This window comes from Micromonospora sp. M51 (assembly GCF_018070305.1).
GTDB lineage: Bacteria > Actinomycetota > Actinomycetes > Mycobacteriales > Micromonosporaceae > Micromonospora > Micromonospora parva.
Genome location: NZ_JAGPXZ010000049.1, coordinates 1 through 15,729 on the forward strand (window position 1 = coordinate 1; position 15,729 = coordinate 15,729).

The 15,729-nt window shown below is 67.3% G+C and carries 14 protein-coding genes; 3 read left to right on the plus strand and 11 right to left on the minus strand.

Features of this window, described 5'->3' with window-relative positions:
* Positions 1-555: 555 nt before the first annotated feature.
* The 10 genes from KBX53_RS04925 to KBX53_RS04970 form a co-directional block, all read right to left on the minus strand.
* A complete protein-coding gene (locus KBX53_RS04925) occupies positions 556-3,315 on the minus strand; it encodes an NACHT domain-containing NTPase (RefSeq protein ID WP_210857946.1) in 2,760 nt (919 codons plus the stop codon).
* A 251-nt stretch (positions 3,316-3,566) separates the two neighbouring features.
* The gene (locus tag KBX53_RS04930) at positions 3,567-4,265 is read right to left on the minus strand and encodes a WD40 repeat domain-containing protein (RefSeq protein WP_210857947.1); all 699 of its coding nucleotides are present in this window, start codon (positions 4,263-4,265) and stop codon (positions 3,567-3,569) included.
* A 144-nt stretch (positions 4,266-4,409) separates the two neighbouring features.
* Entirely contained in the window at positions 4,410-5,705 is a 1,296-nt protein-coding gene (locus KBX53_RS04935; protein ID WP_210857948.1) for a hypothetical protein, read from the minus strand.
* Complete coding sequence (locus KBX53_RS04940; protein WP_210857949.1) at positions 5,702-6,379, minus strand: GGDEF domain-containing protein; 678 nt, start codon at positions 6,377-6,379, stop codon at positions 5,702-5,704. Before KBX53_RS04940 ends, KBX53_RS04935 begins: the two co-directional genes overlap by 4 nt.
* Before the next feature lie 282 nt (positions 6,380-6,661).
* Positions 6,662-6,940, minus strand: a complete 279-nt coding sequence (locus KBX53_RS04945) for a hypothetical protein (RefSeq protein WP_210857950.1) — start codon at positions 6,938-6,940, stop codon at positions 6,662-6,664.
* 249 nt (positions 6,941-7,189) lie between these two features.
* Positions 7,190-7,642: a hypothetical protein gene (locus tag KBX53_RS04950; protein ID WP_210857951.1), complete on the minus strand. Its 453-nt coding sequence runs from the start codon at positions 7,640-7,642 to the stop codon at positions 7,190-7,192.
* Positions 7,643-7,646: 4 nt separating this feature from the next.
* The gene (locus KBX53_RS04955) at positions 7,647-8,675 is read right to left on the minus strand and encodes a DUF4192 domain-containing protein (RefSeq protein WP_210857952.1); all 1,029 of its coding nucleotides are present in this window, start codon (positions 8,673-8,675) and stop codon (positions 7,647-7,649) included.
* A gap of 165 nt (positions 8,676-8,840) precedes the next feature.
* Complete coding sequence (locus tag KBX53_RS04960) at positions 8,841-10,025, minus strand: hypothetical protein (RefSeq protein WP_210857953.1); 1,185 nt, start codon at positions 10,023-10,025, stop codon at positions 8,841-8,843.
* A 644-nt stretch (positions 10,026-10,669) separates the two neighbouring features.
* Entirely contained in the window at positions 10,670-11,512 is an 843-nt protein-coding gene (locus KBX53_RS04965) for a TRM11 family methyltransferase (protein ID WP_210857954.1), read from the minus strand.
* Entirely contained in the window at positions 11,505-11,966 is a 462-nt protein-coding gene (locus KBX53_RS04970; protein WP_247675119.1) for a hypothetical protein, read from the minus strand. The genes KBX53_RS04965 and KBX53_RS04970 overlap by 8 nt, the downstream gene beginning before the upstream one ends.
* Before the next feature lie 395 nt (positions 11,967-12,361).
* Here KBX53_RS04970 and KBX53_RS04975 point away from each other — a divergent pair, with 395 nt between their 5' ends.
* Complete coding sequence (locus tag KBX53_RS04975) at positions 12,362-13,138, plus strand: hypothetical protein (protein WP_210857955.1); 777 nt, start codon at positions 12,362-12,364, stop codon at positions 13,136-13,138.
* Between the two features lie 586 nt (positions 13,139-13,724).
* Complete coding sequence (locus tag KBX53_RS04980) at positions 13,725-14,324, plus strand: DUF4839 domain-containing protein (protein WP_210857956.1); 600 nt, start codon at positions 13,725-13,727, stop codon at positions 14,322-14,324.
* Positions 14,325-14,482: 158 nt separating this feature from the next.
* On the opposite strand, the gene KBX53_RS04985 is transcribed toward KBX53_RS04980, so the two are convergent.
* Entirely contained in the window at positions 14,483-15,049 is a 567-nt protein-coding gene (locus tag KBX53_RS04985) for a hypothetical protein (protein WP_247675120.1), read from the minus strand.
* 471 nt (positions 15,050-15,520) lie between these two features.
* Between KBX53_RS04985 and KBX53_RS04990 the strand changes: the two genes are divergently transcribed.
* A partial coding sequence (locus tag KBX53_RS04990) for a hypothetical protein (protein ID WP_210857957.1) occupies positions 15,521-15,729 on the plus strand: 209 nt, incomplete at its 3' end.

Below are 15,729 nucleotides of genomic sequence, written 5' to 3' on the forward strand. Positions count from 1 at the left end.
TTCCCAAGCGGGGAGGTCCCTACAAGATCCGGGGCGGTTCAGGTCGTCGCGCGCGCCGCTGACACCGAAAGCGGACGGGTGCTGCGCTGGACCTACGACTCACACGATGACGCAACCAGAATGGTCGACCGCCTCCTGTGCGCCGACACCGCAGGCCGGTGGCGCGAGCAACAAGGCGGCACCCCGCCTCATCAAGCTCCTCGCATGGAGGCGACTAGCTGCGAGAGTAGGCGCGGCCAAACGATCCAAGAGCGGATGTCCACCAGCCCTCTACTCGCACCTCTATCAGCAACGTCACGCCGTCGAGTGCGGTATTGACCGCGTCAACCGCAACCGAGCTGTGTCCAGCCGCTTCGACAAGCTCGCCGTGAGCTAGGCGGCCACCATCCACCTCGCCGCGTAGACGAGGTGCGGCTATCGCATGATCGCCTGTCTGCTGCCCGGATACGACTTCAGATCTGGCGGTGGCCGTATGCCACAGCGCGCCGTGCTGGACGGCGATCGCGTTCGCGACCGGGCTGCCCTGGACAGCAGCCCTCTCCCGAGCGCCGCTGGCTAAGATCCTCCGACCGACATCGAGCGCAACTGTTCACCGATAAGACGACGATGCACGGCTGGCACAACGCCATCTCGAAGGTTCTCGACAAGCAGCCGCTCATGGCCGATCACGTGCACCAGAGCCGCTGCAAGTCCTGCCGCCACTGGCTCTACCTCCGCTTCTTCGCCGGTACATGGATTGGTGAGGATTTCGACTTCGAAGTCTTCCCAACCCCTCGCCGGGTCGGGCTGGAGCGCCGCGTCCGGGTGCCTCCTGACACCAGCGAGGCCGCGCACGCTGCTGTGCGCGCGGATCTCGTCGACGATCGCCGGAACCAGCTGTTGAAGTGCCGCTGCGGTCTCACGCGTCGTGGATGTCCCTGCCAGCGAGGCCCTCAGTCCCTCTGCCACTGCCGCGCGCTGGTCGTCGCCGGTGCTGGCGAAGCGCACCAGACATTTGGTGATCGGGGAGAGATCTGTCGGGTTGGGCTCTGTCAGAACCGTCAAGCCGTGTGCGACGAGCCGGTCGCGCCACCTGGGGTAGGAGCGGGCCATGCCGTCGTCGATGATGTCCAGCGCAAGCCGCGGACCGATCGGTACGGCCCGGCCGAGGCGGTAGTCGGCGTCCTTGTCGTCGATGGTCTCGACGAGACGGATCAGGGCGTCGTGCTGATGCGGCTGAGGAGTGGAGAAGAGCTGGCCTGCTGCGAACAGCCAGGTGTTCCGCCAGTACGGGCTGGCGGCCGAGGAGCGGAGGCGTTGAAGGACGTCGTCGAGCAGCCCTGTGGTCAGGTGCATGGCTGCCATGAGCTCTTGCAGGGAGCGGACATCGAAGCCGTAGCCCTCGGTGCCGCGGGGCGCGATCAGGACCAGCCGTTTGGTGGCGGCATCGAAGATCTTGTCGAGCAGGGGGGCATCTTTTCCTGACGGTTTGAACCCGGCTTCGTCGAGGACCTGCCACGCGATCTGCCGCAGCTCGGCTGCCGTGAGGCTGGCGTAGGAGCGGTCGCCCGTCTCGGCGCGCACCTGCAGCTCAAAGCCAACCCGCTCGTGTAGTTGCTGGATCTGCTGGCCGAACTCCTGCAGCATCCTGTGCAACCCACCGGGCTTGTCACGTTCTCGCCTGAAGACGGTGTCGTAGTAGCCCCGGAAGAGGCTGTAGCGGTCGGGGGCCAGCTGGCCGGCGCCATCGATGATGATGGTCAGGATCAGGACTTGCAGCGGGGTCCTCAGCAGATGTTGTAGCGCCTCGTCCTCCGCGGCCTTGTACAGGCGTGTGAGCACTCGTTCGATGCGGTCGAGGTCCGTGCGAAGGCGCACCTTGGTCGCGAGCTTGCCGTAGCGGACGGCCTCGGGTAGTTCGAGGAAGTCGAGATCGATCCGTTCGAAGTGCGCGGGTGCGATGTTCTCGGTGTAGCCGACCGGGCGAGTGGTGAGAACAACCAGCACGTCGCAGTTGTCGGCCTCAGCGGTGTTGACGAACTCGGTGACGCGCTCGATCAGGCGCTTGCGCACGGCCGGTTCGGTGACTTCGTCCAAGCCGTCTAGGACGAGCAGCCAGGGCCACTTCTGCATCCAGGTCTTCAGCGCCCACGGCTTCACCTCTCCCATGTCGGAGCGGCGCGAAACCTTATGGGCGATCCACCGAAGCAGAGTCGAGTCGTCGCTGAGTCCTCCTTCCTGGGCGTACAGTGCCAGATCGACGCGCATCGGCCATCGGCGGTTCTTCGGCATCTCACGGCCGAAGCGCTTCAGTGCTACCGCAGTGCCCCTGATGACGTCGCGGTGCCCGTCGCTGAGGTCCTCGGCGTGTTCGAGCAAGGCCGCTCGGAACACCTGGACGAGGAACTTGGAAATCGTCGTCTTGCCGTTGCCGGGAGCGCCGGTGACGATCAAGTGCCGGGGCGCCTCCTGAGTGGTGACGCCGGGAGCGAGCACATGTTCGGCGCGGTCGAGCACGTACTGCACCACGCTTGCCCGTCGTGTGCCAGCGGCGAAGGTGATGGGCAGGTCGATGGCCACCTCGTGGACGGGAATCCCCTGACCGTCACCACTGCCCGCCTCGTCGAAGTAGATGAAACCCTCGCCCATGAGCGTGGTCTTGGCGTGCTCCCGGAGCCCTTCTTCGAGGTCCTTCGGCGGCACGCTGTCGGTGAGCTGTGCCAACGCAGCGAACACGTCGCCAGCGGTGAGGAACCCCGGAAACGCATTGCGGACGCCCGGGTGCACCCTGAGCAAGGCCTGGATCTGGTTGCCGTCCCAGATACGCACCTTCTTGATCCGCTTCAGCCGCGCCAAGCGCGCAATCCGCTCCTCTATGGCTTCGGGATCGACCTCCCGACTGTTGTCGGCAAGGCGCTCCAGATAGCGCTTGATGTTCTCGTTGAGAAAGTCATGGCCGCCGACCTGCGGAAACGGCGTAAGCATCACGTTCGTGATGATGATCAGAAAACCGGGAACCGGATTGCGATCTCCGTAGGGGTTGGCCCAGTCATCGAGTTCGCCGCGGACCTGCCCCCACAGCCAGACCGCATTCTCTTTGTGGCTGGCCGAGCTGGTCGCCCGATGCTTCACCTGCAGGACGGTGTACCCCTCCCACACCTCGGCAGGCTGATCCTCCATCGGCTTCCAGATGAGCGGACCGCGGTGGTAAAGGTCCCGCCCACCGTCCCGGCCTGAGCCCATCACCTGGACACCCGGTCCGAAGGAAGCGACCGCCAGGCTCGCCGCAAGGTCCTGGAAGCCTGTTGGACCCAACTTCTCCAAGTCGTCGCTCACATCACACCTTCTCGACCACCCTGTAACCCTGAGCAGGCTGCCTCAGTCCCGGGGGCAGCCTACGCGGGCAGGGCGCCAGGCCAGGCCGCCGCCGCGCTCAGGAAATCCTGCACCTCACGGCCGATGAGAGTCGCCCCGTAACTGCACGCCCACTACGACTCGCCGAAGTGGCCCTCCTCCTCGCCGAGCAGCAGCATGACGTCGTTGATGGCCAGGGTCGACGGCGGCGGTGGTCCGTCCCCGTGCGGTCCTTAGGCTTGGACGTCGAAGCCGTGAAGACCCGCCGCGCTGACGACAAAGATGACGCGCCCGCGCGGCGCGACAGCGCAGTCCCGAATTGTCGACCCGATCCGCATTGCGGCTTGCGTCGACCGCTCCCGGCACCACACGGCCACAGCGTCGTCGCCAACGACGGCGAGCCAGGTGCTGTCAGGGCCGATGAGCAACTGCCGAAGACCGCCGGCAATGCAGGTGTCAACCTGGTCAATCCGCTCGCCGGTGGCGGGATCCCAGACCTCGACGACCGGGTCGCGGTAGTTGTTGATGCGGTCGTAGCGACCAATCGTGGCCAGCCAGGTTCCGTCCGGCGCGATTCGCATTTCGCCGACCCCGGGCCGATGATCGGTGGTGAACCGGCCAAGTTCGGCTCCGGTGGCAGGATCCCAGATCTGTACCACGCCGTCGCCGTTGCTGTCGCCGACGCCGAGGGTCGCCATCCAGCTCGCGTCAGGAGCGATGCCGACGTCGCGAACGCCGCGCCAGTGGCCGGTTTCAATACAATGCTCCGCGCCCGATGCTAGATATCGAACCCGCACCATGCGGTCGTCGCGCCACATGCCGCCGTCACCACGGCTGCCCAGGGTGACCAGAAAACTGGTGACCAGCGCGGCCAGTCTGCGGGACGGGTACCGGGCGCGACGAGTTCGATGTGTGCTGCCGGTCGTCCGCACACCGCGCACGGTGGCTCTGCTACGAAGGCCTCGGGCATGACTCAACTTCTCCTGCCTATTAGTTGGATACGAGCCGTCTTGGACGACCGGTCGTCGATGCCGGCGGCGGGGCGGACGCAACCGTGCCGCCGCCGACATCGCCATCTACTTACGATCTTGGGGTTTGAGTTGACGGCTGCTGAGCATGCGTACGGTGGTGCTCAACTTGATCGGCGCATCGTCGGGACCCCTGAGGAAGGGGTGGATGTAGACGGGGCGGCGGAGCGCTCGGCCAGGGCCGTGGGCTTGGTTGCGCCAGTGTCCGGAGACCCAGGACCGACTGGTCTCAGGGCCCCCAGGGCTGCCTGGCATCTTCTCGGCGTTCGGCCTTGGACTGGTGCGGCGGCCGCGTATCCGCACGATGCGCACCTCGGGTACGGGTCGGTTGGTGCGGGCGTAGGTCTTGGCGATGGCTCTGTCGACTCGTGCTGCGGTGACGTCTGCAGCTTGCTGGGCGATTAGCAGCCACGTCGCGACCAGCGCTGCCGCCGGATGGTCACCAGGTGTCAAATGCTGTTCGGGGAGGTGGGTTGCCCTCGTCGGTGCGAGCCAGCCGACCTGTTCGCGTAGCCGTTGCAGCGGTTTGCCGTGCAGTCCGCCGCCCACGGTGCGGTAGAGGACTATTGTCCGGCCGTGGGTGGTGGTGGTCCAGGATGCGGCAGTGAGTTGCCGGTGTGTCACTGGCCGGGTCCAGATGAGCATTCCGTCGGCCGAGGGGATGAGGTCGCGGCTGATGCGTACGTCGGGCAGTTGTCCTGCGGCGTGTTCAGCCAGGTCGGTGAAGTCGTTGTCGATCCAGTACAGGTGTGATCGTTCGAGGCCGGCGGCAATCTGCTGGCGTGTGTCGGTGATTCCGAGTGCAGCGGGCAGGTTGTCGGTGCCTCGGTAGAAGCGGGTGAGCCGGTCACGGACCTTGGGCAGTTCTGCGGCGGTGATGGTGGTTGCCGGCCACGTGGTCGTCGTGATGAGCGTTCGGCCGGCGAGTCGGGCGTTGAGGAACGCTTGGTGCAGCTCCTCGATTCGAGTTCGTACGTGGGAATGGTTGGCGAGGCCGAGCGCCCGTACCGCACGGTCGATGACCTTGTCGTTGCGGCTGTCGTCGATGTGGGTTTGGCAGGCCGCGCATGCTGCCCAGGAGTCGCCGAAGTCTTGGACCAGCCCTGCGGTAGGGCCGATGGCGATGGCGGTCACCTCGCCGCCTTGCAACGTCCAGATGGGGTATGGGTCGCCGCAGAAGTCGCAGCTGCGGCGCACGGTGTCGAGGCGGCTGACCGGGACAGGCGCAGGTTCGTGTCCGTCGGTGGCGAGGTGGGTCGGGTGCACGTAGGTGGGTGGTACGCCGAGAGTGTTCAGCGGCGAAAGGCAGATCTGGCAGGCCATCTCTTCGTGTGGGGCGGTCATGCCGTGGCCTCGTCGGTCGGCTGGTGCCGGTCGCGGAGGCGAGGACCGCGACGGTGCTGCACGGGCGGCATAGTCATGCCCGGCTGGTAGATCGCGTGCCGGTTCCGGCCGTTTCGCTTGGCGTGATACATGGCGATGTCGGCGCGGTGCAGCGCTACTTCGCTGAAGGGGTCGCTGGTGTCGACGAGCGCCAGGCCCACGCTGGCGGTGATGGTGACCGTGGCGAAGCCGCCGTCTGCGGGAAGCGCGACGGGTTGGGCGATGATCGTGGCGATGGTTTCGGCGATGCGGTCCAGGTCGTCGGTCAGGGCCGGCAGGAGCAGGGCGTATTCGTCGCCGGCGAGCCGCGCGGCGGCGCCTCCGTGAAGAGCGGCGATGTCGGTGATGCGGTCGGCGACTTCGATGAGGAGGTCGTCTCCTCGGCCGTGGCCGTGGGTGTCGTTGACGCGTTTGAAGTCGTCGAGGTCGATCAGGGCGACGATCATGGGCCGTGCGGGGCCGGTTTCGGCGAAGGTCGTGTGCGCGGCTTGCAGGCCGGCGCGGTTGAGCATGCCGGTCAGCGGGTCGTGGAGCAGCGACCATGTGGCGTCGGCGAGTTTGGTGCGGAGGCTGCGAATCGTCGGCCAGGCGGCGAGCCTGCCGAGAGCGAGCGCCACCACCGCGGTGGCGATCATGATCAGTGGTAGGGACACTGGGTTCCTCCTTTGCAGGAGAACCCGGGACGCGATCGTTTCCAGGCGGCGCGTCCCGGGTCCTAATACGGCGACGGCCCGCCTCTGGGGCGGACCGGGTTTGCGGTTCGTGCCGGTCGGGCTCACGGCATCGGTGATGACGACGACCTCCCCGAGGAGGCGTCATCGGGTTGGTTCAGTCAGCAGTGCTCGTGTTGGCGTGCCTACGAGTTGGTTGCGGCCGTTGGCGCGCGATGCGACGTCTCAAGTAGTCGGGATTTGGTGTCAGCGGCGTACCGGGTGGGCGGCCTGGTCGGCACGGAGTTTGGCGGGTAGGTCGGCTGGTATGTCGGCGTAGGGCGCGACGGCTATAAGCACCTCGGCCGGGTCGAAAATCGTCTCGATCCGGCCGAGGTGGATGGCGTCGGGCTGGTGGTGGGGCTCGGTGACCGGGTCCCAGGTGAAGTCGACAACGGTGGCGACGTACGTGCGGTGGGGGTTCCAGCCGACCTGGATGGTGTACCGCTCGAACCCGGGCTTGGGTGTGAGGGTGTACAGGCTCATCAGTTCCTTTCCTGGGGTTACGGCCCATGCCCGGCGCGCCCTGTGTCCGAAGCAGGTCCTGCGGCGGTGGGCCGCTGACGTGGGCGGATGCGCCGGGCGGTGCGTTGCGTCGTGGCTCACTGCCCCGCCGTGGCCGACACTGTCGGGCGCCGGCGGGGTCTGCTCCGCGGCAGTCGAGGAGGGTGCAGCGTGTGTTGCTGCGCCCCTGCCCGAAGGACGAACGGGTGCCGGCGGCGGGTGTGCCGATGCTCATGCCGGCAGGTGGCGGGAGCGTTCCTCCGCTACCTCGGTGATCTTGTCGCGTCGCGCGGCGGGCAGATCGACGAGCAGGTCGACGTAGTGCTGCTCCTGCGCGGTGAGTGGTTCGGCGAACGCCGCCTTGTAGGCCACGCGCGCGGCCTCGTGTGCGGCCTCGATCGGGCCGCTGTGGTCGTAGGCGGAGGTGACCTGGCGAAGTTGTGCGGCTGCCGTGAGCGGGTCTCGGGACAGCGTGGTGTCGTAGAGGCGGAAGTTCGCCGGAAGGTTGGCCGCGGTGATCGCGGTAATCAGGCACAGGTTTGCTTGGACGTCGTAGGCGAATGCCTCGTCGCGGGTGGGCGTTTCTCCGCGGGCGCGCAGGGCGGCGCGGTTGGCGTGCCAGCGCAGTCGGGCTTCTTCGGCGGTGCGGGCGAGTGACAGCAGGATGCTGCGAATGGGATCCACCGTGTTACTCCTGTTCGGTACGGGTGTTCGGGTTCGACGGGCTGGGCTGGTTGCTGCTAGCCGCCTGCTCGAAGACGGAGGGCGGCAGACCGGCGTGCAGGGCCTGCAGGAGCAGGTCGGCGAGCTGGTAGTCGGGGTCGATCTGCAGGGCACGTTCGACGGCCATGAGGGCCAGGACGCCGTCGCCGCAGCGCCATGCGGTGAGCGCGAGGACGGTCGCGGGCGCCGGCACGAGCGCCTCGCCTGCGCGGCGGGTGACCTCGGCCCAGAAAGTGACGTGCTGGTCGTGCGGTTGAGTGAGGTCAACGGCGAGGTCCCGCACGGGCCGGTGTGTCAGCAGCACGGTCAGCCAGGCCACCTCGTCGTCGGTGAGACCGGTGCCGTCGTCGTGCTGTCGCAGCGCGCTTCGGACCGTGTGCACGCCGGCCTCGTACACCGCGGCGCTGCCGTTGGTCTCCAAGGCCGTCATGCGGGCGGTCGCCTCGGTCGTGGCGTGTCGGATGCCGTCGCCGGTGCTGTCGACTGTGGTGAAGCGGCTGGCCACTGCCGCCCGGTCCGGCCTCGCGACGAGCCCGGCGACGGTCGCGTGCACGGCGACGAGCGAGGTGGTGGGTTCGACGGGGGTTCCCTGTGGTGGGCAGCAGCCGGGGTCGCCGCAGGTGAGGCTGAAGATGCGGCTCTCGGTGACCCGCAGCAGTTCCCGCACGGCCAGGCCGGCGGCGGTGAACGCATCGCAGACGCCACGCAGTGCCGGGTCGATGTGTCCCTGGGCGCCGTAGCCGACGATCACGAGGTCGGTGATCGGTTGCTGCCGCTGCACGACCGGGACGAGGTGAGCGGTGAGGTCGTGCAGGTGATGTGCGGGGGAGCCGGGTGCCGGAAGGTCGCCTCGGGCGGCGAACACGATGCGCCGGTCTCGGCAGGTGATCACGACGATGCAGCCGTCGCCGGGATGAAACCCGATGAGGTACGGCACCGCGATTGCCAGGTCGGCTGAGGATCGGACCGTCAGTTTGTTTTCGGGGAAAGACACGTTGATCTCCCGTCATGGGGGGTCGGTGAAGGAGTGGAAAGCCGGTGGGACGGCGCAGTCGTCGCACATAGCGCCGATCCGGAAACAGATGCCAACCGAGGGCGGCCCGCGGAAGGCAGTCCGTTGGCGTCTGCTCAGGGACGTAGAGATTCGGCAGCAGACGAGTCAGTCGCTGTCGGGGTCCAGGTAGAAATCGATGCCCTGGCTCTCGACGCTGGCTGTCACCGTCACCAGGCATTGGTCGGTTCCGGCCAGTGCCCGGGTCAAGTCCGCGCGGACGAGGGCTTCGGCCGCGGTGGTGGCGTCGGCGGAAGTGTCGTGTCCGCGTAGCCACATCTCGTACTCGTGCCGCCAATGAATCCGCCAGCCGTCCGGGCCGACGGTGGCGTTCTCAGGGATGCTCCAGCCGTACGCGGTCCACGGCCGTGCCTCGTCCGGGTTGATCGTGGTGACGGGGCGCATCCTGTGTCGTGCGGCGTCACCGGCGTCCCGGGCGGTCCCGTCGCCGACCGGCAGCGTGAGGTCGGCGATCACCGCGATGTGGTGTGCCTGAGGCAGAGGGTCGAGGCCGAGGTCGACGAGGAACTGGTTGACCCGCTGGGCCGCGTGCTGGTGTACACCGCCGAACTCGTCGTCGACCAGGGCGCGGATCGCACGGGCACGGATGCTGCGTCGCAGACCCGCGAGGGCCTGTACGGCAGCATCACGCGCCGACCTCGCAGCGGCAAGCTCATCGCCGTGTGCTTGCGGTACCGCACCGCCCACGGGTTGCGCATCGATGCCAACGGGGTCCGGCGTGGCCTCGTCAGGGCTATCGGTGCACTGCCAGATCGGCGTGCTCAGGGTGATGCCGGCCTCAGCCAGGGCCCGCAGATGGGTGTCCATCGTCGTGCGAGCGATCTCGCGCGCGTCCGCCTCCCGGACCGCCCTGGCCCAGGTGTGGAGCGCGACCTGCACGGTGATCGTGTACCGCTGCCGCCCAGCTACGTCGCCGCCCGGCGCGCGCGCCAAGTGGATGACGTGCTGCGGGTAGACGGCAATCGCCGGTTGCAGCTGGCGCAGTTCGTCCGGTACACCCCAGCGCGCTTGCTCGCGGGCCTCGTCATGGTTGGTGTGCGACCGCGTGTACGACAGCTGCGCTTCGCCGGAGATGGTCCACCGTTGCGGCAGCGGATCCAGGCCCCATGTCGCGAGGGCGTTCTCGCATCCCGGCCGGCAAATCAGCCTGCTGTGGAATGCGGCGATGAGGACGGAACGGGCCTCGACTGCCAGCGCCGTCCGCTGCTCGACGGCAGCCGTCATTTCGGCATGCAGAGCACGGGCCTGGTCCGCCGGGCTCCCGCCGGTCATCGCTGCACCGCCCGGCTGCCGTTAGTAGCCGAAGGCATGCCCTTGACCAACCCGGCGCGTGCAGCCAGCTGAACAGGGGGCATGCCATGAGCCGGATACACGTCGGCGGGTTCGACGACCACCGCGAATATGCTGCGGAGGAGGTCGGGCGAGGTGGGGCGACGGAGGCCGGCTGGGACCTCACCGTCTGTCAGATGTCGGGTGGGACGACGCATGTTGTCCTCCGTCGGACAGCAAGAAGGCGGCCACCGGTTGGTGGCCGCCTGAAGGGATGGATGAGCCGCACCCTGGTCGCGCACGGGGCGAGGGCGTGGGGTTGGTGCGTGCCAGATCCGAGACTGGCGGCGGCGGCCGACCATTACTGGTGGGCGCGGTGCCGTCGCGCGAGGCGTCAGATCAGAGGCACGTAAAAGTAAGGAGAGCCCTCAAGCTAGCCGGTCCGGGAGCGCCGTCGACCGGGCTGTCAGGATCGGCCTCCTGGCCTAACCTGACAGCCCCGCGACCCCCGACCTCGTGTCGGGTCTGCTGAACCCAGCAGGACTTGCCGCGACAGGACTCGGGCCCGACAAGCTGACCTCGTCAGCGGCATGGACAAGCCCTTCCGGACCTTGGCAAGTCCGAAACTCCTGGGCATGGCATGACTCTCAAGGGCGGCGGAGGACCAACACGTCCTCGTGCGCCACCAAGTGCACAGGGATGCCGTCCTCGCGGCTGCGGCGGACCGCCATCATCCCGAACATGCTGGCCCGGTGCACGACCTGCCCGCCGCGGACGGCGGCGAGCATCGCCGCCGTCCGCTGCACCGGGACCAGCCCAGCCGACTGCGCGGCAGCGAGCAGTTCGCCGGGCAGGTCGATCAGGTCATCGCGTTGGCGGCGTACCGGCCGGGAGGTGATCACCACGATTCCGCCGGGACGCAGCACCTGATAGCTGGCCGACAGAATGGAGGCGAACCCGTCGAGCAGGCGGGACCACCCCGCATAGGCGAGATTGCCACGCTCCCGGTCCCCATACAGGTGGTCCCGCTTGCGTACACCGGTCCTCGACGTCTGGACGAGGCCATGCGTCCCGCGCCCGTACGGCGGTGAGGTAAGGGCAAGGCTCACGCGGCCAACTGCGGACGCGGGCACCAGGTCGAGCAGCCCGCTGGCGTCCCCGGTGAACACCGTCGCCGTGCCGGACACCTTCTGCGACGCGGCGAGGGCGACGTTGAGCTCGGCGAGCGCGGTGTAGCGGGGCTCGATGTCAATCCCGATGCCCTCCCGACCGAGGTGCATAGCTTCCACCAACGTGGTGCCGCACCCACACATCGGGTCGAACACCACATCCCCCGGCTCGGTGTAGGCGCTGATCGCGTGCGCGGCCAGGTGCGGCAACATCTTGGCCGGATGGCTGGAGGTCTCCCGTACGTAGCGGCCTCGCCGCTGGTCGCGGGCCGGTATCTGGCAGGTCAACCACACCGAGGTGATCGGCAGGCTCTCAGCCATCGACTCCCCCGCTCCCTATTGCGCTGCGGGTCATGATCAACACATCGGTGTGGATCGCCAACTGCGCCTGCTGGCCGCGTCGGGGCGGCCGGTCAGCCGCCACGATGTGCTGCAAGTACGCCAGCCCGGCCCGCTTCGCGGCGACGACGACATCGACCGGCAAGGAGACGTCGCCGTGCGCCAGCAACACCGCCACGCAGCCGCCCAGCACGAGGTGAGCGCGGCAGCGGAGGAAAAAATCGACCGGAGACGCGTCGGCAAGCGGCCAGCCAGTGACGATCAGGGTCGCCGACTCGCGGCCCCAACCGACCGGAGGTCGGGCCGCCTGCAGATGACTACGACGATGTGCCGCGATGATCGCGCGCGCCAACTGCGGCCCTTCGGCTAGGTCGACGATCAGGTCAGACGGGTGGGTCAGGTTGTGCACCAACCGCACGCCCATCGCGTTGGACATGGTCTCCCCCTCCTGCGGGGCGGGGACCGGCCAGACAGTGATCGGCACGGGCGGGTCGCCGGGCACCACGTCCCCCACGGGAATCGGTGCATGGCGATGGTTTCTCTCGGTCATGGGCACGGTGGCCCCCGAACCGGCGGGCGTACTGACGATCCCCAGTGCGCCGCTGACAGGCCGATCGAACCCACCCCTGACCTGACAGCAGCGGTCAATCGGGCCGACCTGACAGCCACGTCAACAGGCCGGGCGTGGCGAACACAGTGGCGAACCAGACACGACCGGTCACGACCTGTCCAGGTCTGACAAACGCTCGTCGTGTCAGGTCCCGCTGTCCCAATCGGAGGGCTCGGAGCCTTCGCACCAGGCGAGGCGCACCCGTCAAGGGAGACATCACCATGGCAATGACCACCCGCACGAGAACCGCCAACACGGCGCTGACCACCGCAGAGAAGGCTTTCGAACTGCTGACGTGCGAACCCGCACCGCTGGTGTTCGACGCCCGGCCGGTGCCGGGCCTACCAGACACGATGATGCCGCTGGACGAGCTGCGCCAACTACTCAAGTTCGAGCGCTACGACAGCGACACCACCGACGAGTTGTGGCGGCAGCTGGCCCACCACGCCCGCGAATGGGGACCGGCATGGGTCGTCGGCGCGATCGGCGTGGCATTGCCCGCGCTAACACACCTCGCGGCGAAACTCAGCCGCGGCTACGCGCGTCACGCCGACGACGTCGACTCCGAAGTCCTAGCCGGCTTCTTGCAATCCCTGCGCAAGGCGGATCTCACCCCACCCCGACTGTGGCTGCGGCTGTGCTGGGCGGCCTGGCGCGCCGGAGCCGCGGTCGTCAAGACCGACGACGGCGAGGAACTGCCGCCGGAGTTGTCTACCGGGTCGCGCTCACCAAGGATGCCGTACGGGCACCCGGACCTGCTGCTCGGCCGGGCAGCCGCCTCTGGCCTGATCACGGCCGAAGCCGCGGAACTGATCAGCGCCACCCGGTTCGGCGACGCCCTGATCGAACAACTGGCCGCCGAAAAGGGCGTGACCGGACCAGTCCTGCGAATGCGCCGCCGCCGCGCCGAACGGGTCGTAGCCGCCGCCGTCACGCGGGGCGACCTGTCCGGCCCGAGCCCTTCGGCCAGCCGCTGCGAAGCCGCCATGGCAGCCTGACAGCACCACCCGGTCGGCAACAGGCCGAGGTACAGCGTGACAGTCGAAGATCCGCTTTCGGCGCGATCAATGCAGATGCTCCGGGGCTGCGCTCGCTACCAACCCGGCTCTCCTAAAGGTGCTGCTCGAGCATCGCCCCGTCGACGGCCGCGGTCGGCGGCGGCGGTGAAACGTCGTGGCCGGCGCATGCCTGTACGAGCGGACCGGGGAGCGTGCCAACCAGCCTGGCGAGGATCTTGCGGTGTACGAGCACTGGGCGGCTGCTGCGAGGCCAACTAGAGCGGTGCCAAGGACCGCTGCGGGCAAGCCCGAAGGCGACCGACCCTCACTCCGACTAACGGCGTTGCAGGGTGTACCCCTTAACCGGTCACAGCTCCCTAGGTGGTGCCGGCGGGTACGCGCGTGAGCATGGCCCGGCTGGATAGCAGCACGTCGATGTCGGATCGGCTGTGGTAGTCGCCTGACGAGGGTGCGGTAGGTGAAGGACTACCTCGACTTCGTGACGTACGTGATGAGGGAAAGTTCGAGTGAGTCCCTACCGACGACGCGCCGAAAGGACCGCAGAGGACGCGACTATGATCCATATATGAGCAAGCAAAGACCACCGCTGACGAAGCAGCAGAAGACAGGGTTGCGGGTTGCGGCTGGTCTGCTTCCCCTTCTCGCCATCATCATCGCTATCGGGGCGATCAACGAGGACACGTCCCCGTCTCCGGCTGCCACCACGACGGGAACCCCAGCAACGCAACAGCCGGTAGAGGCCGCGGCTGAGCCGAAGCCTGCGTCTGTTGGACCGGAGGGGGTCTTGACCGTGGAGAACAACGAGGACTTCGCAGCGCTCTTGGCAGCGGTGGAAGACCGCGACCTGTTCAAGGAGTTCGCGGCCAAGTACCAGGGCCGAACCATCGAGTTCGATGGCACCATCGCTGCAATGAACCATCACGGCGAATTCAAGACGCGATACGACATCCTAGTCTTCGCCGGAGATCGCATCGAGTCGGGAGCGACTGGGCCCAACTTCCAGTTCAATGACGTCAACATCACCAGCGATCTGCGCCTCACGGGCTCGAACATCCCCGACATCATCGGCGTGGGGCAGAAGCTCCGCATCGCAGCTGAGGTAGAGGGCTATGCCGAGGACACAGATCTCTTCCTGCTCGATCCGGTTTCCTCACAGGTGCGATAAGGCCGCACCTGTGAGACGGCCGAGGATCGTAGGGAGCGGCTCAGGTTCAGACGGTGCTGAACAGTGCCGGAGCGGGCACGCTTGTCTGGCAGGCGATTGAGCACCAGGTGACCCCCAACCGCTCAGGTCCAGGGTCCAGGGTCCAGGGTCCAAGATTGTCATCCGCCGAGCCAGTAAAGAGCCAGATCGACCTCACGGGCCGTGTGGGTCCCAGCGCCCTGCTCGTCCAACTCGACGCGGCACCGCTCCACAAGTTCCATGTAGCGCCGATACCGTCTGGGACCGTCGCCTAGGGGTAGGCACACCTTGGCCAGCCCTTTGCGGGCCCGCCTGTCGTACACGGCCATCCGGTCGGGCGCGGCAGCCAGGATCAGCGCCGACGGGAGGGCATCGCCGGTCCTCATCCCGGGCAGGGGGGAGAGCGCCTTCCTGGCGGCCTCCGCCGCATCAGGTATCGGCATGTCCTCATCACGCGCTGCTTGAACAGCAGTTGCGGTGATGCCCCGTACCTGGGCTTCGGGCATCGTCAGGAGCTTCAGACCCCACCTCCCCTGAGGGATGCGCTTCCACAGGTAGAGCGCGCCAATGTCGACCTTGCCCAGGCTCCCGCTCCGTTGGACGCGCTCGATGACCTCATGTAGTGGTTCGTCATAGCAGCCAGGGACCGTGGCGCGGTATCCGGCGATCGCTTTGACGATCTCTTCGCAGCGTTCGGCTGCAGTCATTGGGCATGTCTGGTCCATGTCTGCTCCGTTGGGCTTGAGGGGTACTCGCGGTAACCGTATGTGCCGCATCTCTGGCTTGCCTCCTCTGTAGAGACGGATCTAGTGCGGTCCGCGGGCAGGCCTGGTTTCTACGTCGGCCAGCAGGTTCGCTGGTCTGCGTGTGCCGCCTGCGAGGCAGTTGTTGGTGCGGTGACTACGTGAATCGTTGACCGGTCCTGTCAGGTCGAGACAGGCGTCAGGTGAGTTCGATCGGTCTGACAAACGAGATCTGGGCAGTGCATGTCATCCATGGCATGTCCGCCCGGTGGGGATCTCTTACCCGGTGGGGCTGATGGTCCGGCACGGCTGGCGCGGCGTACTGACACCGCAACCCTTCGCTCGACGCAAGGGAGGAGCGCCCCCACCGGTCCTGTCGAAGCTTCGCCTTGGTCCCCACCGCGGCGGCCAGCAGTAGTCCCGTGGAGCGTCGAAATGCACGCAACTCTGTCAGTCCTGTCCGACCTCGCTGCCACCGCGCCGCAGCCGCTGGCGGCCCCGAAATCGATTGACGAGGTCATTTCCTCGATCACCTCGTGGATCATGGGCATCATCGCGCTGGTAGCGACAATGTTCCTGGTCATCGGTGGCCTCCGGTACATGGCCGCCGGCGGTGACCCGGCCCAGGTCGAGCAGGCGAAGGG

What these genes read in the sequence shown, in the direction of transcription:
- KBX53_RS04935 (WP_210857948.1), bottom strand. Translation starts at nt 5,705, where the DNA reads ATGACCGCCCCACACGAAGAGATGGCCTGCCAGATCTGCCTTTCGCCG.
- KBX53_RS04940 (WP_210857949.1), bottom strand. Translation starts at nt 6,379, where the DNA reads ATGATCGCCACCGCGGTGGTGGCGCTCGCTCTCGGCAGGCTCGCCGCC.
- KBX53_RS04945 (WP_210857950.1), bottom strand. Translation starts at nt 6,940, where the DNA reads ATGAGCCTGTACACCCTCACACCCAAGCCCGGGTTCGAGCGGTACACC.
- KBX53_RS04960 (WP_210857953.1), bottom strand. Translation starts at nt 10,025, where the DNA reads ATGACCGGCGGGAGCCCGGCGGACCAGGCCCGTGCTCTGCATGCCGAA.
- KBX53_RS04965 (WP_210857954.1), bottom strand. Translation starts at nt 11,512, where the DNA reads ATGGCTGAGAGCCTGCCGATCACCTCGGTGTGGTTGACCTGCCAGATA.
- KBX53_RS04970 (WP_247675119.1), bottom strand. Translation starts at nt 11,966, where the DNA reads ATGTCCAACGCGATGGGCGTGCGGTTGGTGCACAACCTGACCCACCCG.
- KBX53_RS04975 (WP_210857955.1), top strand. Translation starts at nt 12,362, where the DNA reads ATGGCAATGACCACCCGCACGAGAACCGCCAACACGGCGCTGACCACC.
- KBX53_RS04980 (WP_210857956.1), top strand. Translation starts at nt 13,725, where the DNA reads ATGAGCAAGCAAAGACCACCGCTGACGAAGCAGCAGAAGACAGGGTTG.
- KBX53_RS04985 (WP_247675120.1), bottom strand. Translation starts at nt 15,049, where the DNA reads ATGACTGCAGCCGAACGCTGCGAAGAGATCGTCAAAGCGATCGCCGGA.